Source organism: Burkholderia cepacia (genome assembly GCF_029962485.1).
In the GTDB taxonomy this organism is placed as follows: domain Bacteria; phylum Pseudomonadota; class Gammaproteobacteria; order Burkholderiales; family Burkholderiaceae; genus Burkholderia.
The window spans coordinates 1544528-1570069 of sequence record NZ_CP073637.1 but is presented as its reverse complement, the minus strand read 5'-3'; the positions used below and the strand labels follow the sequence as shown (position 1 = coordinate 1570069).

Below are 25542 nucleotides of genomic sequence, written 5' to 3'. Positions count from 1 at the left end.
GGGCCGACTGCACCGGGCACGCGCGCGGCCGCACGCGGCTCCGTAGCCCATGAAAGACATTCTCGTCCTCTATTACAGCCGTCACGGCGCCACGCGCGATCTCGCGCTCGCGATCGCGAACGGCATCGACAGCGTGCCGGGCATGCAGGCGCGCATCCGCACCGTGCCGCCCGTGTCGACCGTCTGCGAAACCACTGCCCCCGACATCCCCGCCGACGGCCCGCCGTACGCGGAACTGCGCGATCTCGAGGAATGCGCGGGCCTCGCGCTCGGCTCGCCGACGCGCTTCGGCAACATGGCCGCATCGCTCAAGTATTTCCTCGACGGCACGACGCCGCAATGGCTGTCGGGCGCGCTGACCGGCAAGCCGGCCAGCGTGTTCACGTCGACCGGCAGCCTGCACGGCGGCCAGGAATCGACGTTGCTGTCGATGATGCTGCCGCTGCTCCATCACGGGATGATGATCGTCGGGATCCCGTACACCGAATCGGCACTCAGCACGACGCGCACCGGCGGCACGCCGTACGGCGCGTCACACGTCGCGCAGCACGATCGCACGGCGCCCGGCGGGCTGTCCGCGGACGAGAAGGCGCTCGCGGCCGCGCTCGGCGTGCGGCTCGCGCGCGCGGCAGCGGCGCTGTCGGCCGCCCAGGCCGCCGAGGCCGCATGAACGCCCCCGCCCGCCCCGCCGTCGCGGCCCGGCCGCGTTATGCGCTGGCCGCCGCCGCGTGCCTCGTCGCGCTGATCGCGCTGTCGCTCGCGTGGGAGCTGTGGCTCGCGCCGCTGCGCCCGGGCGGCTCGGCGCTGATGCTGAAGGCCGTGCCGCTCGCGCTCGCGCTGCCCGGCGTCTGGCGGCGTAACATCTATACGATGCAGTGGGCGAGCATGCTGATCCTCGTCTATTTTGCCGAAGGCATCGTGCGCGGCATGTCCGATCGCGGGCTGTCCGCGACGCTCGGCTGGTGCGAGACCGCGCTTGCCGTCGGCTTCTTCGTGGCGGCGCTGGCGTACGTCGCGCCGTACAAGCGCGCGGCGAAAAAGTCACGCGCCGCGTCCTGACCCTTACGCGACAAGGTGATGATGTCCTCCGAAGCTTTCGTTTCCGCGTGCCGCGACGCGATCGGCGCCGACTACGTGCTGACCGATCCGCACGATACCGAACCGTTCCTGACCGACTGGCGCCGCCGCTACAAGGGCACCGCGTGCGCGGTGCTGAAGCCCGCGAACACGGCCGAAGTCGCCGCGCTCGTGAAGCTGGCCAACACGCACGGCGTCGCACTCGTGCCGCAAGGCGGCAACACGGGCCTCGCCGGTGGCGCCACGCCCGACGCGAGCGGCAGCCAGGCCGTGCTGAGCGTCGCGCGCCTGAATCGCGTGCGTGCGCTCGATCCGCACAACAACACGATCACCGTCGAAGCCGGCGTGATTCTCGCCGACGTGCAGGCGCGCGCCCGCGAAGGCGACCGGCTGTTCGCGCTGAGCCTCGCGGCGGAAGGCAGCTGCACGATCGGCGGCAACCTGTCGACCAATGCGGGCGGCACCGCGGTGCTGCGCTACGGCAACGCGCGCGAGCTGTGCCTCGGGCTCGAGGTCGTGACGCCGCAGGGTGAAATCTGGGACGGCCTGCGCGGACTGCGCAAGGACAACACGGGCTACGACCTGCGCGACCTGTTCATCGGCGCGGAAGGCACGCTCGGGATCATCACGGCGGCCGTGATGAAGCTGCATCCGCTGCCGGCCGCGCAGGTCACGGCACTCGCCGCACTCGAATCGCCGCACGCGGCGCTCGATTTCCTCGCGCTCGCGCAGCGCGCGGCCGGGCCGCTCCTGACCGGCTTCGAGCTGATGTCGGATTTCTGCATGCAGCTGGTCGGCAAGCACTACCCGCAACTGCGCTACCCGTTCGCGCAGACGCATGCGCAGACGGTGCTGCTCGAACTGTCCGACAACGAAAGCGAAGCGCATGCGCGCGCGCTGTTCGAGAAACTGATGGAAGAAGCGTTCGAGGCCGGGCTCGTGGTCGACGCCGTGGTTGCGGAGAATCTCGCGCAGTCGCGCGCATTCTGGGATCTGCGCGAGCACATCCCGCTCGCGCAGGCCGACGAGGGGCTCAACATCAAGCACGACATCGCGGTGCCGATCTCGTCGGTCGCGCGCTTCATCGACGAGACCGACTCGGCGATCCAGCAGGCCGCGCCGGGCGCGCGGATGGTCACGTTCGGCCACCTCGGCGACGGCAACCTCCACTACAACGTGCAGATGCCCGAAGGCGGCGATGCGAAGGCGTTCCTCGCGGCGTTCCAGGCGCCGATCAACCGGATCGTCTACGACAACGTGCACCGCCACCACGGCACGATCAGCGCGGAGCACGGGATCGGACAGCTGAAAATCGACGACGCGCAGCGCTACAAGTCGCCGGTCGAAACGACGCTGATGCGCACGCTGAAGTCCGCGCTCGACCCGCGCGGCCTGATGAATCCCGGCAAGGTCCTGCGCTGAAGCCGCCTACTCCGGAGCCCCGCCCGTGAAAATCCGCGTCCTGTCCGACCTGCACCTCGAAAGCAATCAGCCCGACGTGATCGCGCATGCCGACGCGGATCTCGTCGTGCTGGCCGGCGACATCCACAATCACGCGGAAGGCCTGCGCTGGGCCGCCGAAACGTTCGACCCGGCCGTACCGGTGGTCTACGTGCCGGGCAACCACGAGTACTACGACGGGGAATTCGGCGCACTGGAAACGGCGATGCGCGACGCGGCGCACACGCTCGACAACGTGCATTACCTGAACAACGGCGTGTACATCGATCCCGAGCAGCGCTTCCGCGTGCTCGGCACGACGCTCTGGGCCGATTTTTCGCTGTTCGGCCACGACGAAGCCAGCATGGCCGGCGCGATCGACGCCGCGCTGCGCGTGATGCTCGATTTCAAGGGATTGATCCAGGTGACCTGGCCGCACGACGCGGCGCTGCATGCGGCGCCGGGTACGCCGGGCGCTGCCGAACGGGATTTCTCGCCGGCCGACGCGATCGCGCTGCACCGGCAAAGCCGCAAGTGGCTGGAAACGCAACTCGCGACGCCGTTCGCGGGCAAGACGATCGTCGTCACCCATCATGCGCCGCACCGGCACTCGCTGGCGGAACGCTATGCGGAAGATCTCGCTTCGGCGGGGTTCGTGACGGACATGGCGGAACTGGTGCGGCCGCCCGTGGATCTGTGGCTCCACGGCCACACCCATACGTCATTCGACTACGTTGCGGACGGCGGCACGCGCGTGGTGTGCAACCCGCGCGGCTACATCCACCGGCGTACCGGCGAACGGGAAAACACCGCATTCGCGTGGGACAAGGTCGTCGAGCTCGGCTGAACACCGGCCCGCCAGGCCGCATTGCGCGACCTTCCCGCCTCCACGCGTGTCGGCAGGATCAGCGGCCGGGGCGGCGCGGCTCGCGCACGCGGACCGGAACCGGCTTCATCTGCGCCTTCGCCTTCATCGCGCGCAGCAGGTCGCGCGTCGCCGCGGCGGCAGCGGCCGCGCCCAGCAGGACGCCAAGGCCGATCATCAGGTGCGTATCCATTGCTACTCCGGGGTTGCGTATCTCGTTAATTCCCACAGTATCAAACTGTCTGACACGCGTTCGTAAAAAAATGTTGCGTGAAGGACAAATCTCGTCAGATTGCGGACAACCGCGCTGTCATGTCGCACGCGTGTACCGCTCGAGCGCGGCTTCGTCGGCCTGGAGCGTGGCCGGCAGTTCGTCGCGCAGGAAATCGACCCAGGTGCGAATTTTCGCATCGAGGTACTGGCGCGACGGATACAGTGCGTAGATGTTCATCACGTGCGACCGGTACTCCGGCATCACGCGCACGATGTGTCCGCTACGCAACCAGCCGATCGCCGAATAGAGCGGCAACCCGCCGACCCCCATCCCTTCCCGCACGGCCACCGCGAGCGCCTCGGCGACGTTCACGCGGAACGGCGGCGCCGTGATCGGGACGACCTCGTCGCCGTTCGGCCCCGCCAGCGCCCATTCATCGAAGTGAAAACCCGGCGCGACCATCCCGAGGCACACATGCTGAGCGAGATCGGCCGGCCGCTGCGGCACGCCATGCGCCTCGACGTAGCCGGGCGATGCACAGACGACGCTGTAGCTCTCGCCGAGCCGCTGCGACACGAGCCCCGAATCGGGCAGGTCGCGGCCGACGACGATCGCGACGTCGTACCCCTCGTCGAGCAGGTCGGGCATCCGCTGCGCGAGCGTCAGCTCGACGTGCACGTCCGGATAGCGCTCGCGGTAGCGCGCGATCGCCGGCACCAGGTAGTGCTGGCCGAGGCTCGTGAAGCAATGGACCTTCAGCTTGCCCGACGGGCGCGCGTGCGCGTCGCCGGCCTCGGCTTCGGCCTGGTCGACGTACGCCAGGATCTGCTCGCAGCGTTGCAGGTAGCGCTCGCCGGCTTCGGTCAGCGCGATCCGGCGCGTCGTGCGGTTCAGGAGACGCGTGCGCAGGTGCGCCTCGAGATCCGAGACCGCGCGCGACGCGTAGGCGGTGGTCGAATTCATCTGCTGGGCGGCCGCGGTAAAGCTTCCCGCGTCGACCACGCGGACGAACACCCGCATGTTTTGTAACGTATCCATCCCATTACCCGTGTGAATCCGGAGGGATTGTTGCACAGGGGCCAACAAATATTATCTCAGGATTCGTAAAAATGACTTGCACCGTTGTCCATTTATTCAGGAATCACTGAAAAATATAATCGCATCCGACTCATCTATATCCGAAAGGGAGAAAATCGTGCAGTCTCCGGCGACAAAAGGGACGCTCGCACTGGCGGTTCTTGCAGTCTCATTAATAATGGCCGGATGCGCGAGCATGGGCGACAACAACAAGCCCCAATCGGCCCGTATCGAGGCGAACGCGCTCGATGCCGGCGCCGCGATCCGCGCGGCCGACCGTGACGCGGGCTGGCCCGCGGCCGACTGGTGGCGTGCCTATCGCGATCCGCAGCTCGACACGTGGATCGCTGCCGCCCAGGCCGGCAACCCGACCCTCGCGGCCGCCGAGGCCCGCGTGCGCGAAGCGCAGGCGATGGCGCGCGTGGCCCGCTCGGCCGAATTGCCGCAGATCAACGGCAACCTCTCGCTGATGCGCCAGCACTGGCCGGACAACGTGTACTACGGCCCCGGCCCGCTCGCGAACACCGACACCTGGAACAACACCGGCACGCTCGGCCTGTCGTACCACCTCGACCTGTGGGGCAAGGACAAGAACGCGACCGAACGCGCGCTCGACACCGCGCATGCGACCGCCGCCGACGCGCGTGCGGCGAAGCTCGAACTCGAAGTCAACGTCGTGCGCGCCTATATCGGCATGTCGATGAACTACGCGCTGCTCGACCTCGCGCATGAAACGTTCGAACGCCAGCGTTCGCTCGCCGATCTCGCGCGCAAGCGGCTGCAGGCCGGCCTCGGCACGCAGCTCGAAGTGAGCCAGGCGGAATCGACGCTGCCCGACTACGAGCGCCAGATCGACAGCTACGAAGAAGCGATCCAGCTCGCGCGCCACCAGCTCGCCGCACTGGCCGGCAAGGGCCCGGGCGCCGGCGACACGATCAAGCGGCCGCAGCTGTCGCTCGACGCGCCGGCCGGGTTGCCGTCGGCGATGCCGGCCGACCTGCTCGGCCGCCGCCCCGACGTCGTTGCTGCGCGCTGGACAGTCGACGCGCAGGCACGCGGCATTGACGTCGCGAAGGCGTCGTTCTACCCGAACATCGACCTGCTCGCGACGGTCGGCGGCTTCGGCGTGACCGCGCCGTTCACCGACTTCCTGCGCGCGATGAACGGCGGCTGGACGGCCGGCCCCGCGCTGTCGCTGCCGATCTTCGAAGGCGGCCGGCTGCGTGCGCAGCTCGGCGCGGCGAACGCGGGCTACGACCAGGCGGTCGAGCACTACAACCAGACGATCGTCGGCGCGCTCAAGGACATCGCCGACCAGGTCGTGCGGATCCGCTCGCTCGATACGCAGAAGAAGGACGCCGCGCGCTCGGTGGCCGCCAACGACCGCAGCTACCAGCTGTCGCGCGAAGGCTTCCGTCGCGGGCTGACCGATTACGTGAACGTGCTGATCGCGCAACAGCAGCTGCTGCGCGCGCAGGAGACGGCCGCCCGCATCGATGCGGAACGCCTCGCCGTGCATGCGCAGCTGATGGCCGCGCTCGGCGGTGGTGTCGAGACGGGCACGGACGTGCGGGGCGGCCATCCGTCAAAGGACGAGACGGCGATCGGCGCCGCTGCGCCGGCCGCCGCGTCGGGCACCAAGCCCGTGGCGGCAGCCGACCGGCCCGCGCGGGTCGCGACCACCGGCGCGTCCGGCGTGACGGCCGCACGGTAACGCGGAGCGCCTGCCATGTCCGCCTCTTCCCCCGCTTCCACACCCGCCGGCGGTCCGTTCGCGGCCTGGACCGCCGCATTCGGCGACTGGGCCCGCACCGACGGCGCCGCGTGGCTCTACCTGTTCAAGGCGCTGCTCGCCGCGTTCATCGCGACCGGCGTGTCGATGCGGCTCGACCTGCCCGCGCCGAAAACGGCGATGACGACGGTGTTCATCGTGATGCAGCCGCAAAGCGGCGCGGTGCTCGCAAAGAGCTTCTACCGCGTTGCCGGCACGATCTTCGGGCTCATCGCGACGCTCACGTTCGTCGGGCTGTTCCCGCAGCAGCCGCAGCTGTTCCTGCTGGCCGTCGCGCTGTGGGTCGCGCTGTGCACGGCCGGCGCCGCACGCAACCGCAACTTCCGCAGCTACGGCTTCCTGCTGGCCGGCTACACGACCGCGTTGATCGGGCTGCCCGCTTCGCAGCACCCGGACGGCGCGTTCATGAGCGCGATGACGCGCGTGGCCGAAATCATGGTCGGGATCGTGTCGGCCGGCGTGGTCAGCGCGCTCGTGTTTCCGCAGACCACCGGCGAGCAGATGCGCACGACGGTGCGCAAGCGCTTCGGCAGCTTCGTCGACTACGTCGCGTCGGCGCTGTCGGGCACGCTCGACCGCGCGCATATCGAAACCATCCATACGCGCTTCGTCGCCGATGTGGTCGGGTTCGAAGCCGCGCGCAGCATGGCCGTGTTCGAGGATCCGGACACGCGGATGCGCAGCGGCCGCCTCGCGCGGCTGAACAGCGAGTTCATGAGCGCGTCGAGCCGCTTCCATGCGCTGCACCAGCTGATGAACCGGCTGCATGCGGCCGGCGCGCAGGCCGCGATCGATGCGATCGAGCCGTACTTCCGCGAAATCGCGCCGCTGCTGCTGACGCACGCCGGCGAACCCGTGCGCACGTCGACCGACGCGGGCCACGCGGCCGAGCAACTGCTCGCGTGGCGCGACGCGCTGCCGCGCCGCATCCGTGCGACGCGCGCGGCGCTCGAAACGCAGCCGGACTTTCCGCTGCTCGACTTCGATACGGCCGCCGAGCTGCTGTACCGTTTCATCACCGACCTGCACGAGTACGCGGCGACCTACGCATCGCTGTCGACCGCGACGCACGAGCGCGAACGCTGGATCGAACGCTACGAGCCGCGCACCAACATGACCGCGATGGTGATCGCGGCGATCCGCACCGCGACCGTGATCCTCGTGCTCGGCTGGTTCTGGATCGAGACCGCATGGCCGAGCGGCGTGACGCTCACGCTGACGGCAGCGGCCACCTGCGCGCTCGCGTCGTCGACGCCGCGTCCGACCGCGATGTCCGCGCAGATGGGCATGGGCACGGCGCTCGCCGTCTGCACGGGCTTCCTGCTGACGTTCGGCATCTATCCGCACATCGACGGCTTCCCGCTGCTGTGCGTCGCGCTCGCACCGCTGCTCGCGATCGGCATCTACATGACGCTGAAACCGAAGCTCGCCGGCTACGGGATGGGCTACCTGATCTTCTTCTGCTTCCTCGCGGGCCCGGACAGCATCACGCACTACGACCCGACCGGCTTCATGAACGATGCGCTCGCACTCGTACTGTCGATGCTGGTGTCGGCGATCGCGTTCGCGGTGCTGTTCCCGCCGACCGCGCCGTGGCTCAAGAAGCGGCTGTTCGCCGACCTCCGCCATCAGGCCGTCGCGGCCGGCCATGCAAGGCTCGCCGGCTTGCGCACGCGCTTCGAGAGCGGCGCGCGCGACCTGATGTACCAAGCGCACACGCTGTCGGCCGACCAGCCCGACGTGCAGCGCGACGCATTGCGCTGGATGTTCGCGGTGCTCGAAGCCGGCAACGCGACGATCGACCTGCGCCACGAACTGGCGACGCTGCCGCCCGACCCGCGCTATGCGCCGGCGATGCCGTGGCGTCGCGCGATCGAGACGATGCGCACCGCGCTTGCCGCGCTGTTCACGAAGCCGAACGCCGCGCGTTTCGACGCGACGCTCGCCGCGACCAATGCGGCGATCGACGCGACGCGGCAGACGCTCGACGCGTTCGAGCCGTCGCGCGAGGAGCGCCACCGGTTGCAGCGCATCCTGAGCCACCTGCATTTCGTGCGTACCGCGCTGCTCGATCCGGAATCGCCGCTCGAGCCGCTCAACCGCAACCGCCCCGTGCGTCCCCAACCAGGAGCCTCGTCATGATGCCGCGTGAAATCGCCATTCTCGATGCCTACATGCCGACGGTGGTGCTGATGTTCGTCCTGGGCGCGCTCGCGACCTGGGCCGTCGACCGCCTGCTCGCCTATACGGGCCTCTACCGTCTCGTCTGGCACCCGTCGCTGTTCCGGGCCTGCCTTCTCGTCTGCATTTGCGGCGGACTGAGTCTTGCCGTTTACCGTTGATTCCGAACCATCATGATTCTCAGAAAACTCTTCGGCTTCGTCGCGACCGCCGTCATCCTTCTCGTCGCGATCCTGATCGGGCGCTCGCTGTGGGTGCACTACATGGACGACCCGTGGACGCGCGACGGGCGCGTACGCGCCGAGATCGTCAACGTCGCGCCGGACGTGTCGGGCGCGATCGTCGAGCTGCCCGTGCATGACAACCAGCTCGTGAAGAAAGGCGACCTGATCATGCAGATCGACCCGTCGCACTACCAGATCGCCGTCGAGCAGGCTCAGGCGGCCGTCGCCGCCCGCCGTGCGGAACTGCAGATGCGCCGCGACGACGCGGCCCGTCGCGCGGATCTCGATGCGCTCGTCGTGTCGAAGGAAAACCGCGAGAACGCCGCGCACAGCGCGTCGAGCGCCGACGCGCAGTACCAGCAGGCCATCGCCGCGCTCGACGCCGCGAAGCTCAACCTCGAGCGCACGCGCGTCGTCGCGCCGGTCGACGGCTACGTCACGAACCTGCAGACGTTCAAGGGCAACTACGCGGTGGCCGGCCAGGCGAAGCTCGCGATCGTCGACAGCCACTCGTTCTGGGTATACGGCTACTTCGAGGAAACCAAGCTGCCGCGCGTGAAGGTCGGCGCGCCGGCCGAGATGCGGCTGATGAGCGGCGGCGTGATGAAGGGCCACGTCGAGAGCATCTCGCGCGGCATCTACGATCGCGACAACCCGCAAAGCCGCGACCTCGTCGCGGACGTGAACCCGACGTTCAACTGGGTGCGCCTCGCGCAGCGCGTGCCGGTGCGCATCAAGATCGACGAAGTGCCGGCCGACGTGGTGCTGTCGGCGGGCACGACCTGCACGGTCATCATCGATCCGGACAAGCAGAAGAAGTCGTAACGGCCGGACTGCCCGGCACGCTCAGGCCGCGATGCGGAAACGCCCGACCAGCGACTTCAGCGCCTGAGCCTGCTCGTCGAGCGCGTTGGCGGCAGCGGCCGCCTGCTCGACGAGCGCCGCGTTCTGCTGCGTGCCGGCGTCCATCTGCGTGACCGCTCGGCCAATCTCGTCGATCCCGGCGCTCTGCTCGTCCGACGCCGCCGAAATCTCGCCGATGATGTCGGTCACGCGCTTGACGGCGCGCACGACGTCGCCCATCGTGCGGCCGGCATCGTGCGCGAGCGCCGCGCCGTTCGCGACGCGCTCGACCGACGCGCCGATCAGCGCGCGGATCTCCTTCGCCGCCGTTGCCGCGCGCTGCGCAAGCAGGCGCACCTCGCCCGCGACCACCGAGAAGCCGCGCCCTTGTTCGCCGGCGCGCGCGGCCTCGACCGCCGCGTTCAACGCCAGGATGTTGGTCTGGAACGCGATACCCTCGATCGTGCCGATGATGTCGCGAATGTTCTTCGCGCTGTCGTCGATCTCGCTCATTGTCGCGACCACGCGCCCGACGACTTCACCGCCCGTCTCCGCCACCACCGACGCATTGGCCGCGAGCGCGCTCGCCTGCCGCGCATTCTCGGCGTTTTGCCGCACGGTCGACGTGAGCTGCTCCATGCTCGCCGCGGTGCGCTCGAGCGCGACGGCCTGCTGCTCGGTGCGCCGCGACAGGTCGAGGTTGCCGGTCGAAATCTCGCCGGACGCGGCCGCGATGGCCTCGGCGCTGACCGCGATTTCGCCGACGGTCGCCGCAAGCCCCGTCTGCATCTCGGCCAGTGCGCGCACCATGCTGTCGCGATCGTGCCGGCCGAGCGTGATCGGCCGCGTCAAGTCGCCGCGCGCGATGTCCGCGGCGATCGCCTTCGCATGGGCAGGCTCGCCGCCGAGTTGCGACGCGAGACGCCGCACGACCCGCTCGGCGATCACGATTGCGAGCACGATCAGCGCGGCCGTCATCGCCGCGATCATCGCGAACGAAGACGAGAAGATGGTGGCCGACGCGTCGAGCGTCGCCTTCGACTTTTCGCCGCGCGTCTTCACGAGTTCGGCGACGAGTTTCTCGAGCTTGCCGGTCTCGACCAGCAGCGACACGTCCTGCGTGCCGACCTGCCAGTTCATCTGCGACAGGTCGAGCGGCTGCGCGCGCACGAGCGTGACGAAATCGCGCAGATGCGCGCTCCACGTGCCGACGGCCGTCGAGAATGCGCGCAGCCGCGCCGAATCGTCGGCATCGGCCGGATCCGCGTAGCGCTGCAGCGTGCCGAGCGCCTGGCCGATCGACGCGAGCCCCGCGCCGACCTCGGCGCCGAGTTCGTCGCGCTCCTTTGCGGTGGTCGCGGTCAGCAGCATCTTCTGCGCGCGGCTCGCGCGCAGCACCTCGGCCCGGACCTCCTGCGCCGCACGGCTCGCGACGTGGCCCTGCTCGTAGACCGACGCGATCGACGCGTTCAGCCGGCTGATCTGCCACAGCGAAAACACGCCGATCGCGAGCGTGCCGGCCAGCAGGATCGCAAATGCGGCGCGCAACGTCGCCTTGACGGTCCACGGCCGGCGCTCGCGGCGCGTCGCGCGCGTGCGCCGTGCGGCGCGAGCCGCGGCAACGTCGGGTGCGGCGGCCGCCGCACCAGGCTGTGGATGCAAAGATGCTGCTTTCATCGAACTATCCCCGTATGGATCACGCTGCCGGAAAGGTCGGTCCCGGCGGTCCGGCGCTCCGGCATTCCCGCGATGGCTGGCCATGCCGCGCGTCCCTCGCCCGCCCGGCGGGTAGCCGGTGCCGGGCGCGGCGCGCCTGTTGTCATTGGGTCGTTCTACGGCCGCCACCGCCGTTTCTTGAGTCCGGTAAAACACGCACCGGCCCCCGGCGCGGCCGCCGCTGAAGGCCGGACGCGCCGCCAGCGTTATACCCGTCCAAAAAAATACGCATCGTCCGATCTGTCCGATGAATGTCCGATTTGCGATAAAACTTGGCCTGACATTCTTGATACGCCACATTACACTTCTTTGACGCATCAACGAATCAACAACGCGCCGATCCCCATCAGAGCGCGCCCGCCACCTCAACTCGTTCAGCTCACATGGAAACCAGCCTCGACTCCGGAGCCGGCGCAGCCGCCGCCCAGCCGTCCGCGCCACCCGCGCTCCGCACCGTCTACCCGGTGCTCGGCGCAATCAGCTTCTCGCACATGCTCAACGACATGATCCAGTCGTTGATCCTCGCGATCTATCCGATGCTCAAGAGCCAGTTCGCGCTGTCGTTCGCACAGATCGGCCTGATCACGCTCACGTACCAGATCACGGCGTCGCTGCTGCAGCCGCTCGTCGGCCTCTATACCGACAAGCGTCCGAAGCCGTATTCGCTGCCGGTCGGCATGGGCTTCACGCTCGCGGGGCTGCTGCTGATGTCGGTCGCGTCGAGTTTTCCGATGCTGCTGGTGGCCGCGGCGCTCGTCGGCTGCGGCTCGTCGGTGTTCCATCCGGAGTCGTCGCGGGTCGCGCGGATGGCGTCGGGCGGCCAGCACGGGCTCGCGCAATCGGTGTTCCAGGTCGGCGGCAACGCGGGCTCCGCGCTCGGGCCGCTGCTCGCCGCGCTCGTGATCATTCCGCACGGCCAGCACAGCATCGCGTGGTTCTCGGCGGCCGCGCTCGTCGCGATGATCGTGCTCACGCAGATCGGCCACTGGTACAAGAAGCATCCGTCGATGAAGAAGAAGGCCGTGTCGGCCGGTCATCCGACGCTGTCGCGCGGCCGCGTGATGAGCGCGATCGGCGTGCTGGTGCTGCTCGTGTTCTCGAAGTACTTCTACCTCGCGAGCATCAACAGCTATTTCACGTTCTACCTGATCGACAAGTTCCACCTGTCGGTGCAGGCCGCGCAGATCCACCTGTTCGTGTTCCTCGCGGCCGTGGCGGCCGGCACGCTGATCGGCGGGCCGGTGGGCGACCGGATCGGGCGCAAGTACGTGATCTGGGTATCGATCCTCGGCGTCGCGCCGTTCACGCTGCTGCTGCCGTACGCGAACCTGTTCTGGACGAGCGTGCTGACCGTGATCATCGGCATCGTGCTGGCGTCGGCATTCGCCGCGATCCTCGTCTATGCGACGGAACTGATGCCCGGCAAGGTCGGGATGGTCGCGGGCCTGTTCTTCGGCTTCGCGTTCGGGCTCGGCGGGGTCGGCGCGGCCGTGCTCGGCCAGCTCGCCGATGCGACGAGCATCACGTTCGTCTACAAGGTGTGCTCGTTCCTGCCGCTGATCGGCGTGCTGACGATCTTCCTGCCGAATCTCGAAAGCAGCCGGCGCAAGAAGGCGTGACGAGCCGGCCGCGGTGTGTGCGCCGCGGCCGGTCGATCGGATCGAAGGGACAATACGGCGGCGGCTTCAGGCCGCCGTCGTCGCATGCAGCGTCAGGAAACGCTTGAGGATGCCGGACGAATAGCTGCTCGCGATCGCCGACAGGAAGTGCGAGAACGACTGCGTCGCGTGATCGTCGGCCGTATCGGAAATCGTGCGCACGAGTGCGAACGGCACGTCGTGCTCCGCGCACACCTGCGCGATCGCGGCGCCTTCCATTTCGACCGCGAGCGCGTCCGGCAGCGCGTCGCGCAGCGCGACGACCTCGCGCTCGCTCGACACGAAGCGGTCGCCGCTGATGATGAGCCCCGCGTGCAGCGTCGCGCCGGCAAGCCCGAAGCGCTCGGCGAACTGCGCCCCCTCTTCCGCGACGAACAGCGTGCAGGCAGTCCGCAGGCGCGCCGTCAGCGCCGCGTCGGTCGCGAAGCGCGTGATGCCGAGCAGCGGCACTTCGTAGCGCGGAAAGAGTGGCGATGCGTCGAGATCGTGCTGCAGCAGCGTATCGGCCACGACGACGTCACCGACCCGCACCGTGCGCGATACGCCGCCAGCCACACCGGTGAACACGACGCCCGACACGCCGAACACGTGGATCAGCGCGCTGACCGTCGCGGCGGCCGCGACCTTGCCGACCCGCGCGAGTGTGACCACGCAGGCCGCGCCGTGCACGGTGCCGACGTGATAATCGCGGCGGCCGAGCGTGACCGTCTTCATCGCGCCATCGGCGCGCATCGCGGCGATCAGGTCGCCGAGTTCCTCGGGCAGCGCGGCCAGAATGCCGAGCGGACGGGTCGAAGCCGTCCCAACCTTGTCGACGCCCATCATTCCACCGCCTGCAGTTTCGCGACCGCGAGCGCGAGCCACTTCTCGCCGTGCCGCTTGAATTTCACCTGCGCCTTCGCATCGGTGCCGTTGCCTTCGAGCGCGGTGACCGTGCCTTCGCCGAACTTGGTATGGAACACCTGCTGGCCGACCCGGAACCCGGTATCGGCGGCGCGCTGCTTGTTCGCGAACGCGGGCAGCGGCGCGGACACGGCCGCGTCGACGATCTGCTCGCGACTGCCGCCGCCCGGCCGCGCGAACCAGTCGCGCCCGTACCCGGCATTGTCCGAACGCCCGCCCCAGCGCGACCCGGCCTCGACCTTCGGCGTCAGCCACTTCAGCACGTGCTCGGGCAGCTCGTCGAAGAAGCGCGAGCGCACGTTGTAGCGCGTCTGGCCGTGCAGCATCCGGCTCTGCGCGAACGACAGGTAGAGCCGCTCCTTCGCGCGCGTGATCGCGACGTACATCAGCCGGCGCTCTTCCTCGAGGCCGTCGGATTCGAGCACGCTGTTCTCGTGCGGGAACAGCCCCTCCTCGAGGCCCGTGATGAACACGGCGGAGAATTCGAGCCCCTTCGCCGCGTGCACCGTCATCAGTTGCACGGCGTCCTGGCCGGCCTGCGCCTGGTTATCGCCGGCCTCCAGCGACGCATGCGACAGGAAGCCGGCGAGCGGCGTCATCGTGTCGGGGTTCTGTGCCGGATCGGCGGGCGACGCCGGATCGAGCACGTCGACCGCCGGATCGTCGGTCGCGGTGCCGAGCTCGGGCGCCGCGATCGCGCCCGCGCGCAACGGGATCGAGCGGGCCGGCGTGTCGAGCCCGTAGCCTTCCTCGGCGATGAACGCGGTGGCCGCGTTCACGAGTTCCTGCAAGTTCTCGAGGCGGTCCTGGCCTTCGCGCTCGCCCTGGTAGAAATCGGAGAGACCGCTGGCGCGCACGATGTGCTCGACGGTGTCGGGCAGGTTCATGTGCTGCGTATCGGCGCGCATCTTCGCGACCAGGTTCGCGAACCCGCCGAGGCTCGTGCCGGCCTTGCCCGTCACGTACGGAATCGCGGCGGCCATCGAGCAGCCGTACAGGCGCGCGGCGTCGGCGAGCTGCTCGATCGAGCGCGCGCCGATCCCGCGGGTCGGGAAGTTCACGACGCGTACGAACGCCGTGTCGTCGTTCGGGTTGTCGATCAGGCGCAGGTACGCGAGCGCGTGCTTCACTTCCTGCCGCTCGAAGAAGCGCAGGCCGCCATACACGCGGTACGGGATGCCCGACGACATCAGCGTGTGCTCGATCGAGCGCGACTGCGCGTTGCTGCGGTACAGGACGGCCACTTCGCTACGCGCCATCCCGGTGTTGATCAGCGAACGGATCTCCTCGACGATCCAGCCGGCTTCCTGCGAATCGGTGCTCGCCTCGTACACGCGCACGGGCTCGCCGTGGCCGGCGTCGGTGCGCAGGTTCTTGCCGAGGCGGTGCGCGTTGTTCGAGATCAACTGGTTGGCCGCGTCGAGGATGTTGCCGTGCGACCGGTAGTTCTGCTCGAGCTTGATCAGGTTGCGCACGCGGAATTCGTCTTCGAAGTCGCGCATGTTGCCGACGTTCGCGCCGCGGAACGCATAGATCGACTGGTCGTCGTCGCCGACCGCGAAGATCGCGTTCTCGCCGCCCGCGAGCATCTTGAGCCACGCGTACTGCAGCTTGTTGGTGTCCTGGAACTCGTCGACGAGGATGTGCCGGAAGCGCGCCTGGTAGTGCGCGCGCAGCGGCGCGTTGTACGCGAGCAGCTCGTAGCAGCGCAGCAGCAGCTCCGGGAAATCGACGACGCCCTCGCGCTGGCACTGCTGGTCGTATGCCTGGTACAGCTCGACGAACTTGCGATTGAAGTTGTCGGTCGCGTCGACCTTGTCGGGACGCAGCCCCTGCTCCTTCGCGTTGTTGATGAAGTACTGCACGTTCTTCGGCGGGTACTTTTCATCGTCGACGTTCGCGGCCTTCATCAGCCGCTTGATCGCGGACAGCTGGTCGGCCGTGTCGAGGATCTGGAAGGTCTGCGGCAGGCCGGCGTCGCGCCAGTGCGTGCGCAGCATCCGGTTGCACAGGCCGTGGAACGTGCCGATCCACATCCCGCGCGTATCGATCGGCATCATCGCCGACAGGCGCGCCATCATCTCGCGCGCGGCCTTGTTCGTGAAGGTGACGGCGAGTACGGTGGGCGGAGACGCGTAGCCCTGCTGGATCAGCCACGCGATGCGCGTGATCAGCACGCGGGTCTTGCCGCTGCCCGCCCCTGCAAGGATCAGCGCCGGTTCGTTCGGCAACGTGACGGCGGCGAGTTGTTCGGGGTTCAGATTGGCGAGCAGATCGGGCATGGAGCGGCAGCGGACGGGCGAGAAAAATGCGGACCCGACATTATAAGTCGGCCGCGCGATGCCGTTCCCGATCCGTTTGGCCGCACGTTGCGGACGCGTTGCCGGCGCGTTGCGGCCCCGTCGCGACAGGCCCGTGGCGGCAAGGCGATGGCTGGCCGATGGGCATCCATTTATAATTGTCAGATTCGGCATCCAATTCACGCATTTTTCGGCAGATTTCCAACATGAGCGACAACACGCTTGCGAAGAGCTTCGAGCCCCACACCATCGAGTCCCAATGGGGGCCGGAGTGGGAAAAACGCGGTTATGCCGCCCCGGCATTCGATCCGTCCCGCCCGGATTTCGCGATCCAGTTGCCGCCGCCGAACGTCACGGGCACGCTGCACATGGGCCACGCGTTCAACCAGACGATCATGGACGGCCTCACCCGCTACCACCGGATGCTCGGCGAGAACACGCTGTGGGTGCCGGGCACCGACCACGCGGGGATCGCCACCCAGATCGTCGTCGAGCGCCAGCTCGACGCGCAGGGCGTGTCGCGCCACGACCTCGGCCGCGAGCAGTTCGTCGAGCGCGTGTGGGAATGGAAGGAAAAATCGGGTTCGACGATCACCGGCCAGGTGCGCCGCCTCGGCGCGTCGCCCGACTGGTCGCGCGAATACTTCACGATGGACGACAAGATGTCGGCCGCCGTGCGCGACGTGTTCGTCACGCTCCATGAACAGGGCCTGATCTACCGCGGCAAGCGCCTCGTCAACTGGGATCCGGTGCTGCTCACCGCGGTGTCGGATCTCGAAGTCGCGAGCGAAGAGGAAAACGGCCACCTGTGGCACATCCGCTACCCGCTCGTCGACGGCTCGGGCTCGCTGACCGTCGCCACCACGCGCCCGGAGACGATGCTCGGCGACGTCGCACTGATGGTCCACCCGGAAGACGAGCGCTATGCGCACCTGATCGGCAAGCTCGTCACGCTGCCGCTGACGGGCCGCGAGATTCCGGTGATCGCCGACGACTACGTCGACCGCGAGTTCGGCACGGGCGTCGTGAAGGTCACGCCCGCGCACGATTTCAACGACTATCAGGTCGGCCTGCGTCATAACCTCGCGCCGATCGAGATCCTGACGCTCGACGCCAAGATCAACGACAACGGCCCCGAGCAGTATCGCGGCCTCGACCGCTTCGACGCGCGCAAGGCGATCGTCGCCGACCTCGATGCAGAGGGCTTCCTCGACTCCGTCAAGCCGCACAAGCTGATGGTGCCGCGCGGCGACCGCACGGGCGTCGTGATCGAGCCGATGCTGACCGACCAGTGGTTCGTCGCGATGACGAAGCCGGCGCCGGAAGGCACGTTCACCCCGGGCAAGTCGATCACCGAAACGTCGCTCGACGTCGTACGCAACGGCCAGATCAAGTTCGTGCCGGAAAACTGGACGACCACCTACTACCAGTGGCTCGAGAACATCCAGGACTGGTGCATCTCGCGCCAGCTGTGGTGGGGCCACCAGATTCCCGCGTGGTACGGCGAGAACGGCGAGGTGTTCGTCGCGCGCAACGAGGAAGAAGCGCGTGCGCAGGCCGCTGCCAAGGGTTACGCGGGCGCGCTGAAGCGCGACGAGGACGTGCTCGACACGTGGTTCTCGTCGGCGCTCGTGCCGTTCTCGTCGCTCGGCTGGCCGAACGAAACGCCTGAACTGCAGCACTTCCTGCCGTCATCGGTGCTCGTCACGGGCTTCGACATCATCTTCTTCTGGGTCGCCCGGATGGTGATGATGACCACGCACTTCACCGGCAAGGTGCCGTTCCACACCGTCTACGTGCACGGCCTCGTGCGCGACGCGGAAGGCCAGAAGATGTCGAAGAGCAAGGGCAACACGCTCGACCCGATCGACATCGTCGACGGCATCGACCTCGAGACGCTGGTCGCGAAACGCACGACGGGCCTGATGAACCCGAAACAGGCCGCGACGATCGAGAAGAAGACGCGCAAGGAATTCCCGGACGGCATCGCCGCGTTCGGCACCGACGCGCTGCGCTTCACGATGGCGTCGATGGCGACGCTCGGCCGCAACGTGAACTTCGACCTCGCGCGCTGCGAAGGCTACCGCAACTTCTGCAACAAGCTGTGGAACGCGACGCGCTTCGTGCTGATGAACTGCGAAGGCCACGACTGCGGCAGCGACAAGCCGGAAGTGTGCGGCGCGGGCGATTGCGGCCCCGGCGGCTACCTCGACTTCTCGGCGGCCGACCGCTGGATCGTGTCGCTGTTGCAGCGTACCGAGGCCGACATCGCGAAGGGCTTCGCCGATTACCGCTTCGACAACGTTGCGAGCAGCATCTACAAGTTCGTGTGGGACGAGTACTGCGACTGGTATCTCGAGCTCGCGAAGGTGCAGATCCAGAACGGCACGCCGGAACAGCAGCGCGCGACGCGCCGTACGCTGCTGCGCGTGCTGGAAACGGTGCTGCGCCTCGCGCACCCGGTCATCCCGTTCATCACCGAAGCGCTCTGGCAGAAGGTCGCGCCGCTCGCCGGCCGCTATCCGCAAGGCAAGGCCGAGGGCGAAGCGTCGCTGATGACGCAGGCGTATCCGCTCGCGAACCTGCAGAAGATCGACGAGGCGTCCGAGCAGTGGGCAGCCGACCTGAAGGCAATCGTCGACGCATGCCGCAACCTGCGCGGCGAGATGAACCTGTCGCCGGCGACCAAGGTGCCGCTGCTGGCTGCCGGCGATGCCGACCGCCTGCGCTCGTTCGCGCCGTACGTCCAGGCGCTCGCGCGCCTGTCGGAAGTGCAGATCCTCGCGAACGAAGCGACGCTCGACAAGGAAGCGCACGGCGCGCCGATCGCGATCGTCGGCCCGAACAAGCTGGTGCTGAAAGTTGAAATCGACGTCGCGGCCGAACGCGAGCGCCTGTCGAAGGAAATCGCGCGCCTGACGGGCGAGATCGTGAAGTGCAACGCGAAGCTCGGCAACGAGGCATTCGTCGCGAAGGCGCCGCCGGCCGTGGTCGAACAGGAGCAGAAACGCGTCGCGGAATTCCAGAGCACGCTCGAAAAACTGCGCGCGCAGCTCGATCGGTTGCCTGCGTAACAAAGGGTAAGGCCGTTTGCGTTCACTATAATGCGAACGAGAACATAAACCGTCTGACAAGTCGATTACAGGAATAAAGGTTCGATCATGCTGAAAGTTTCCAAGGCCGTGTTCCCCGTTGCCGGTCTCGGCACGCGGTTCCTCCCGGCAACGAAGGCGAGCCCGAAGGAAATGCTGCCGGTCGTCGACAAGCCGCTGATCCAGTATGCGGTCGAGGAAGCGATCGCCGCGGGCATCACCGAGATGATCTTCGTCACCGGGCGCAGCAAGCGCGCGATCGAGGATCATTTCGACAAGTCGTACGAGGTCGAGGCCGAACTCGAGGCGCGCGGCAAGGAAAAGCTGCTCGAGCTCGTGCGCAGCATCAAGCCGAGCCATGTCGACTGCTTCTACGTGCGCCAGCCGGAAGCGCTCGGCCTAGGCCATGCGGTGCTGTGCGCGGAAAAGCTCGTGGCGGACAACCCGTTCGCCGTGATCCTCGCCGACGACCTGCTCGACGGCAATCCGCCCGTGATGAAGCAGATGGTCGACGTGTTCGACCACTATCACAGCTCGGTGATCGGCGTCGAAGAGATCCCGCCGTCGGAAACGAAGGCGTACGGCATCGTCGACGGCAAGGAATGGGAAGAATCGATCGTCAAGATGTCGGCGATCGTCGAGAAGCCGGCGCCCGAAGTCGCACCGTCGAACCTCGGCGTGGTCGGCCGCTACATCCTGAAGCCGCGGATCTTCGAACACCTGCGCGCGCTGAAGCCCGGCGCGGGCGGCGAACTGCAGCTGACCGACGCGATCCAGGCGCTGCTCGCCGATGAACAAGTGCTGGCCTACAAGTACCAGGGCACGCGCTACGACTGCGGCAGCAAGCTCGGCTACCTGAAGGCGACGGTGGAATTCGCGCTGCGCCACCCGGAAGTCAGCGCCGATTTCGACGCGTACCTGCGTACGCGCGGCGGCACGCATCCGGCCGCCTGAACGCGGCAAGGGCTCGCCGCGGCGAGCCCGCCCTCACCTCACCGGCCGGCGCTCAGCGCGCTTCGGCCGGCTTCACCGAGACGACGCCCGGCATCCCGCCCGCGTCGTCTTTTTTCGTCTTGACGAGCCAGCCGCTGCCGTCGCCGAACGGCACCTTCGCCAGTGCGCTCTTCACGAGCGCCGGCGCGGCCAGCTGCGTGCCGGGGTCGCGATCGCGCAGCGCAGCCGATACGCGGTAGACGTCGGCACCCGATTGCGCGTCGACGAAACGCAGCGTGAGCACGTGGCGATACACGGTGCCCATGAACGGCAGCGCGAATGGCGCCGGCCCGTCGACCGTCACGCAAGCGCTGCTCGCGGCGCCGCACCGGTCGGCGATCGCCGCGACCGACGCCGGCTGCGTCGCGTACGCGATCGACAGCCGGTAGCGCGCGTCCTTGAGCGGCTGCGCATCGAAACCGCGGCGTGCGAGTTCGTCGCGCACGAGCGTCTCGATCTGCCGGTATTCGGTATCGCCCGCCTGCGCGGCCGTCCGCACGAAATCGTAGCCGTGCGCGCCGGATGCAAACGCATTCGGCTGCCCGACCGTACTCACGCCGCTCGTCACGCCGGCGCAACCCGTCAACAGCAACGCCGCCAGCGCGGTCGCTGCCCATTCCTTTCTCATGGCTTTCCCCAGATACCTGCCGTCGTGCCCGGCCCTGTCAGGCGGACGGCTCGTCGATCGCGGGCAGCGACACCGTCACCGCGGTGCCGACACCCACTTCGCTATCGACCGACACGCTGCCCCCATGGCGCGTGACGACCGTCTTCACGAACGCCATGCCGAGCCCGGAACCCGAGATCTCGGGCCGCTCGCCGGCATGGAATCGCTTGAAACGCTCGAACAGATGCCGCTGATCTTCCGGCGCAATGCCGTATCCCTGATCGCGAATCGTACAGAACATCCGCTTCGATGCGTGCTCGACCGTCAGCGTACACGTGATCACGGTGTCGGACGGACTGTATTTGACCGCGTTGTTCAGCAGGTTCACGAAGGCGCGCGTGATCAGCGAGCGGTCCGCGCGCACCCAGCACATGTCGGCGCCAGCTTCGGTGTCGACGCGGATATGTTTCGCCTGCGCCTGCGGCCACACCTCGTCGCTCGCATCGATCAGCACGTCGACGAGGCTCGTGACCTCGAGTTGGTACACCTGCGACTCGGCGCGCGCCAACTGCACGAACTCGTCGGCCAGCGACAGCGCGCGATGCGCATAGCGCTCGATCCGCGCGAGCAGCCCGCGCATCGCGTCGGTGTCGACGCGGTCGCGCTCGATCTCGACCAGCGCGAGGATCGACGCCTGCGGCGAGCGCATGTCGTGCGACAGCAGGTGCAGCGCTTCCTCGCGCTGCCGCTCGGCCGCGTGCAGTTCGGTCACGTCGACGAGGCCGGCGATCCAGCCCGTCACGCGGCCCTGCGCGTTCGTACAGGCCGCGTAGCGTAGCAGATGGTCGAGCCCGTCGCGATCGCGCACCTCGATGCCGCGCGCCATCGCGTCGTGTTCGGCCTCGAGTGTCGGGTCGAGCACGGCCGGCCAGTGCTCGCGGATCGCCACATCGTGTTCGGCATTGCCGTCGACGGTCTTCATGAAGGTCAGCTCGCCGAGCGCGTTGCGCAGCGGCCGCCCTTCCGGCAGCGGCAACGAGAGCCGCGACCCGTAGCGCTTCGCCGCATGGTTCGCGATCAGCACGGTGCCGGCCAGGTCGGTCACGAAGATCGGCTCGGGCATGCTGTCGAGGCTGTCCCACACGAAGCGCTTCATGTCCTGCACGCGCTGTGCCGCTTGCGCCATCAGCGCCATCTGCCGCTCGAGCACGTCGCCGCCGACGCTGCGCGTGCGTGGCGCCTCGGGCAGCAGGTGCGGCTCGTCGGCGAGCCGCTGCAGCTCGCGGCGCAGGTACGACATCGTCATTTCCAGGCGCCGCCAGTTCCAGATCGGGTAGACGGCGATCAGCCCGAAGATCGCCGGCGCCGGCGTCAGCCAGATGCGCGCCTCGAACAGCAGCGCCAGGCTCGCGAGCACGGCGAGCACGGCGAGACTCATCGTCAGCAGCAGCGCACGCCACGGCGACAGCATCATGAAACCGCCGAGCAGCGCGGCGAGCGGCAGCAGCGACGCGGCGAACAGCCCCAGGCGCGACGCGGGCGAGATCGCGCTGCCGGTCGCCAGCATGTCGAGCACGTTCGCATGGATATACACACCGGCCAGCGGGCCGAACTCGCCGGACACGGGCGTCGCGAAGCGGTCGTACAGCCCGGACGCCGTCACGCCGACGACGACGATCTTGCCGCGCAGCGCATCGGGTTTCACGCGCCCTTCGAGCACGTCGTCGAACGACAGCGTCGGATAGGCCGGCGTATTGCGGCTGAACGGGATCAGGTAGCGTCCCTCGCCGGCCGCATCGCGCGACAGGTCGTGCGCGTTCGCGCCCGGCGCGCCGCCGACCGGATGCAGCCGGCCGGCCTGGATCGCGCGGTACACGGGCACCATCAATTGCGGCCAGCGCACGCGGCCGTCGCTTTCGAACAGCGCGACGCTGCGCACGATGCCGTCGCGATCGACTTCGAGATTGATGTGACCGAGCCCCGTCGCGCGCGCCGCGAGCGCGGCGACCGGCGGGTCGACGCTGCGCGTGCCGTCCGCCTGCTCCGGGCTCAGCAGCACGGGCAGGAAGGTCGGTACGTGGCTCATCGCGTCCGCGAACGCACGATCCTCCGGCGACGGTTCGGTGAACAGCACGTCGTAGACGACGGCGGCCGGCTGCGCGCGCGCCAGCGTGTCGAGCAACCGCGCATGCACGTCGCGCGACCACGGCCAGCGGCCGAGCGCCGACACGCTCTGGTTGTCGATGTCGACGACGACCACATCCGGAGACAGCGGCAGGCTGCGCAGCATCAGCAGCCGGTCGTAGATCAGCCCGTCGACGCTCGACGACAGGCGGCCGAGCGCGCACGCGAGGATCACCGCGATCCCGAGGCAGCCGATCGCGATCCATTCGATGAGGAAGCGGCGGCCGAGGTGCCGCCGTGGGGAAACGGAGTCGGATTTCATGCGCCGCGGATCAACGCGACAACGTGAACGCGCTGACCGGGCTGGTCTTCTGATAGAACTTGCCGCCTTCGAATTCCTCGACGGTCACGGCCCAGTAGTAGTCGCCGGGCGGCAGGCGCGCGATCGTGATCTTGCGCGCCTGCAGGCCGACCTGGTCGACAACCGGCACGCTCAGGTCTTTCGAACGCGACAGCACGAACCGGTAGCGTGCATCCTTGCCCGAACCGTTCGGCGACCAGCGGAACTCGTAGCCGTCCGCGCCGGGCGACGCGCTCGCGTCGAGCCCCATCAGGCGCCGCTCGAACGCATAGATGCGCGGCACACCTTCGAGACCGCTCGCGTCGATCGCGGCCACCCGCACGAAATACGTGCCGTTCGGCACGTCGCGGAACACCGCACGAGACGAAACGGTGCGCGTTTCGCGGAAAGGGTCGAGCATCCCCGCGTCATGCGCGATCTGCAGGTGGTACGCATGCGCCTGCGCGAGCGGCGCGACGTCGAACGCGACGTCGGGTTCGTCCTGCACCTTGTCGGGATGCGCGAGCGCCGGTGCCGGCAGCAGTTCGACGGGCGCGCCGACTGCGCCGGACGATGTCGCGACGCTGCCGAAGTTCGCATGCACGAGCGTCGGATCGGCCGGCTGCCGGTTGCCCGCGACGCCGACGGTGCCGTCGAGCACTTCGACGCGCGTCGACGCATTGCCGGCCGCGTCGTAGTTCACGCGAAAGCGCGTGCCGCGCACGCCGGCGACGACCGACGGCGAGCGGATCTGGAAGCGGTCGTCGCGTTTCTTCAGATGGGTGACTTCGCTGTCGACCGAGCCGCGCGTGAGTTCGAACTCACGATCGAGCGTGCCGGTCAGCACGGTGCGGCGCAGCGACTTCAGGTCGAGCTGGCTGTCGGGCGGCAGGCTCATGTGCGTGCCGTCGACGAGCTCGATCGTCACGAACCCGTTCGGGCCCGTGCGCACGCGGTCGCCTTCGGTGAGCGTCGCGTCGTTTGCAAGCGCAGTGAAAGCGTCGCCGGACGCGCGTTCAGCCGTGCCCTGCACCGCGACGACACGCGCGGTCAGCTTTTCCTTGCGCAGGCGCGCAACCGGCAGCTTCAGCGCAACGCCGGGCTGCAGGTGCTTCGGCGCGGGCACGCCATTGATCTGCTGGAGCAGTTGCCAGTCGTCCGAGCCTTGCAGATAGCGCGCGGCGACGTCGTACAGCGTGTCGCCCGCCTGCGTGCGGTACACGACCATCTTGCCCGCGGCAGCGGGCGGTTGCGCCGCCGCGTGCTGAGCGGCGAACGCAAACGCGACCGCGCAGGCCGCGCGCAGCGCCGCCGTGCGCAGGTTCGCCGTGCGCTGCGTGATTCCCGTGGTCACTCCGGTTCCCCCTGGCCGACCCGCTCGAGCCGGTAGCCGTAGCCGTAGATCGGCGCGAGGCGATAGCCGTTCTCGGGCCGCAGGCCGAGCTTGGTGCGCAGCATCGAGATGTGCGTGTCCATCGTGCGCGACGGGATGTCGGTCGCCTGTTTCCACACGAGATCGAGAATGTGCGCGCGCGACAACGGCCGGTCGAGGTGCTGGAACAGCAGCAGCGCGAGCTCGAATTCCTTTTGTGTGAGGCTCACGGCCTTGTCGCCGACGTAGGCCTGCTTCAGGTTCACGTCGAAACGGAACTGATCGAACTCGCGGACGGTGGCCTCGGCGTTGACCGGATACGCGCGGCGCAGCAGCGAACCGATGCGTGCGCGCAGGATCGGGCCCGAGACGGGCTTGACCACGTAGTCGTCGGCGCCGGCGTTGAGGATCTGCGTGATCCCCGCCTCGTCGTCGCGGCTCGTCATGAAGATGATCGGCAGGCTGTGCTCGGTCTGGTTCGCACGCACCCACTTGAGCACTTCCTCGCCCGACATGTCGGGCACGTTCCAGTCGAGCACCAGCAGATCGAATGTCTCGCGCTGCAGGCGCTTCTTCAGGGCCTTGCCTTCCTTGAACGCATAGCACGTATGGCCAACGGCCGTCAGCGTTTGACTGACGAAATCCGTCTGGGCCGGATCGTCATCCAGTACAGCAATTCTCATAGCACCCCGCAAATCGAAATCGATTCGTCCATTCAACTCCC

20 protein-coding genes are annotated in these 25542 nt (G+C 68.0%); 11 read left to right on the top strand and 9 right to left on the bottom strand.

The genetic code is table 11. The features are described 5' to 3' along the window. Positions 1–49 precede the first annotated feature (49 nt). From wrbA to KEC55_RS07245, 4 genes are read left to right on the top strand one after another with little or no spacing between them, the layout of a single operon-like run. A complete protein-coding gene (gene wrbA / locus KEC55_RS07260) occupies positions 50–670 on the top strand; it encodes an NAD(P)H:quinone oxidoreductase (protein WP_282507336.1) in 621 nt (206 codons plus the stop codon). Further along, positions 667–1059 carry a DUF2069 domain-containing protein gene (locus tag KEC55_RS07255; RefSeq protein WP_282507335.1) on the top strand — a complete coding sequence of 131 codons (393 nt, stop codon included), beginning with the start codon at positions 667–669 and terminating at the stop codon, positions 1057–1059. Before wrbA ends, KEC55_RS07255 begins: the two co-directional genes overlap by 4 nt. An 18-nt stretch (positions 1060–1077) precedes the next feature. Further along, positions 1078–2499 (top strand): FAD-binding oxidoreductase, encoded by a 1422-nt coding sequence (locus tag KEC55_RS07250; protein ID WP_282507334.1) that lies wholly within the window; start codon positions 1078–1080, stop codon positions 2497–2499. Between the two features lie 25 nt (positions 2500–2524). Beyond that, positions 2525–3364: a metallophosphoesterase gene (locus tag KEC55_RS07245; protein ID WP_282507333.1), complete on the top strand. Its 840-nt coding sequence runs from the start codon at positions 2525–2527 to the stop codon at positions 3362–3364. 58 nt (positions 3365–3422) lie between these two features. On the opposite strand, the gene KEC55_RS07240 is transcribed toward KEC55_RS07245, so the two are convergent. Together KEC55_RS07240 and KEC55_RS07235 are read right to left on the bottom strand one after the other, a co-directional pair. Then, entirely contained in the window at positions 3423–3575 is a 153-nt protein-coding gene (locus KEC55_RS07240) for a hypothetical protein (protein WP_006476208.1), read from the bottom strand. Between the two features lie 117 nt (positions 3576–3692). Next, positions 3693–4634: a LysR family transcriptional regulator gene (locus KEC55_RS07235; RefSeq protein ID WP_282507332.1), complete on the bottom strand. Its 942-nt coding sequence runs from the start codon at positions 4632–4634 to the stop codon at positions 3693–3695. A 157-nt stretch (positions 4635–4791) separates the two neighbouring features. Between KEC55_RS07235 and KEC55_RS07230 the strand changes: the two genes are divergently transcribed. From KEC55_RS07230 to KEC55_RS07215, 4 genes are read left to right on the top strand one after another with little or no spacing between them, the layout of a single operon-like run. Further along, on the top strand, positions 4792–6387 hold the full coding sequence (locus KEC55_RS07230; protein ID WP_282507331.1) for an efflux transporter outer membrane subunit: 1596 nt from the start codon (positions 4792–4794) through the stop codon (positions 6385–6387). A gap of 15 nt (positions 6388–6402) precedes the next feature. Next, positions 6403–8607 carry an FUSC family protein gene (locus KEC55_RS07225; protein WP_282507330.1) on the top strand — a complete coding sequence of 735 codons (2205 nt, stop codon included), beginning with the start codon at positions 6403–6405 and terminating at the stop codon, positions 8605–8607. Further along, positions 8604–8807: a DUF1656 domain-containing protein gene (locus tag KEC55_RS07220; protein ID WP_011351756.1), complete on the top strand. Its 204-nt coding sequence runs from the start codon at positions 8604–8606 to the stop codon at positions 8805–8807. The genes KEC55_RS07225 and KEC55_RS07220 overlap by 4 nt, the downstream gene beginning before the upstream one ends. Before the next feature lie 12 nt (positions 8808–8819). Further along, positions 8820–9695, top strand: coding sequence for an efflux RND transporter periplasmic adaptor subunit (locus KEC55_RS07215; protein ID WP_282507329.1), 876 nt, complete (start codon positions 8820–8822; stop codon positions 9693–9695). Positions 9696–9716: 21 nt separating this feature from the next. Here the strand turns inward: KEC55_RS07215 and KEC55_RS07210 are convergent, their stop codons facing one another. After that, complete coding sequence (locus KEC55_RS07210; RefSeq protein WP_282507328.1) at positions 9717–11390, bottom strand: methyl-accepting chemotaxis protein; 1674 nt, start codon at positions 11388–11390, stop codon at positions 9717–9719. A 422-nt stretch (positions 11391–11812) separates the two neighbouring features. Here KEC55_RS07210 and KEC55_RS07205 point away from each other — a divergent pair, with 422 nt between their 5' ends. Then, positions 11813–13048, top strand: a complete 1236-nt coding sequence (locus KEC55_RS07205) for an MFS transporter (RefSeq protein ID WP_282507327.1) — start codon at positions 11813–11815, stop codon at positions 13046–13048. Positions 13049–13114: 66 nt separating this feature from the next. Here the strand turns inward: KEC55_RS07205 and KEC55_RS07200 are convergent, their stop codons facing one another. Together KEC55_RS07200 and KEC55_RS07195 are read right to left on the bottom strand one after the other, a co-directional pair. Beyond that, on the bottom strand, positions 13115–13912 hold the full coding sequence (locus KEC55_RS07200) for a 5'-methylthioadenosine/adenosylhomocysteine nucleosidase (RefSeq protein WP_282507326.1): 798 nt from the start codon (positions 13910–13912) through the stop codon (positions 13115–13117). Further along, on the bottom strand, positions 13909–16272 hold the full coding sequence (locus KEC55_RS07195; RefSeq protein WP_176047137.1) for a UvrD-helicase domain-containing protein: 2364 nt from the start codon (positions 16270–16272) through the stop codon (positions 13909–13911). The genes KEC55_RS07200 and KEC55_RS07195 overlap by 4 nt, the downstream gene beginning before the upstream one ends. A 224-nt stretch (positions 16273–16496) precedes the next feature. Here KEC55_RS07195 and KEC55_RS07190 point away from each other — a divergent pair, with 224 nt between their 5' ends. Beyond that, positions 16497–19364: a valine--tRNA ligase gene (locus KEC55_RS07190; protein ID WP_282507325.1), complete on the top strand. Its 2868-nt coding sequence runs from the start codon at positions 16497–16499 to the stop codon at positions 19362–19364. An 87-nt stretch (positions 19365–19451) separates the two neighbouring features. Further along, complete coding sequence (galU, locus tag KEC55_RS07185; protein WP_282507324.1) at positions 19452–20336, top strand: UTP--glucose-1-phosphate uridylyltransferase GalU; 885 nt, start codon at positions 19452–19454, stop codon at positions 20334–20336. 52 nt (positions 20337–20388) lie between these two features. Here galU and KEC55_RS07180 read toward each other — a convergent pair whose 3' ends face one another. Genes KEC55_RS07180 through KEC55_RS07165 form a run of 4 tightly spaced genes read right to left on the bottom strand, consistent with a single transcriptional unit; the run spans position 20389 to position 25501 of the window. Then, a complete protein-coding gene (locus KEC55_RS07180; RefSeq protein ID WP_282507323.1) occupies positions 20389–21003 on the bottom strand; it encodes a DUF4136 domain-containing protein in 615 nt (204 codons plus the stop codon). Positions 21004–21040: 37 nt separating this feature from the next. After that, a complete protein-coding gene (locus KEC55_RS07175) occupies positions 21041–23428 on the bottom strand; it encodes a CHASE2 domain-containing protein (protein ID WP_282507322.1) in 2388 nt (795 codons plus the stop codon). 10 nt (positions 23429–23438) lie between these two features. Continuing rightward, entirely contained in the window at positions 23439–24800 is a 1362-nt protein-coding gene (locus KEC55_RS07170) for a FecR family protein (RefSeq protein WP_282507321.1), read from the bottom strand. Further along, a complete protein-coding gene (locus tag KEC55_RS07165) occupies positions 24797–25501 on the bottom strand; it encodes a response regulator transcription factor (protein ID WP_006490421.1) in 705 nt (234 codons plus the stop codon). Before KEC55_RS07165 ends, KEC55_RS07170 begins: the two co-directional genes overlap by 4 nt. Positions 25502–25542 lie beyond the last annotated feature (41 nt).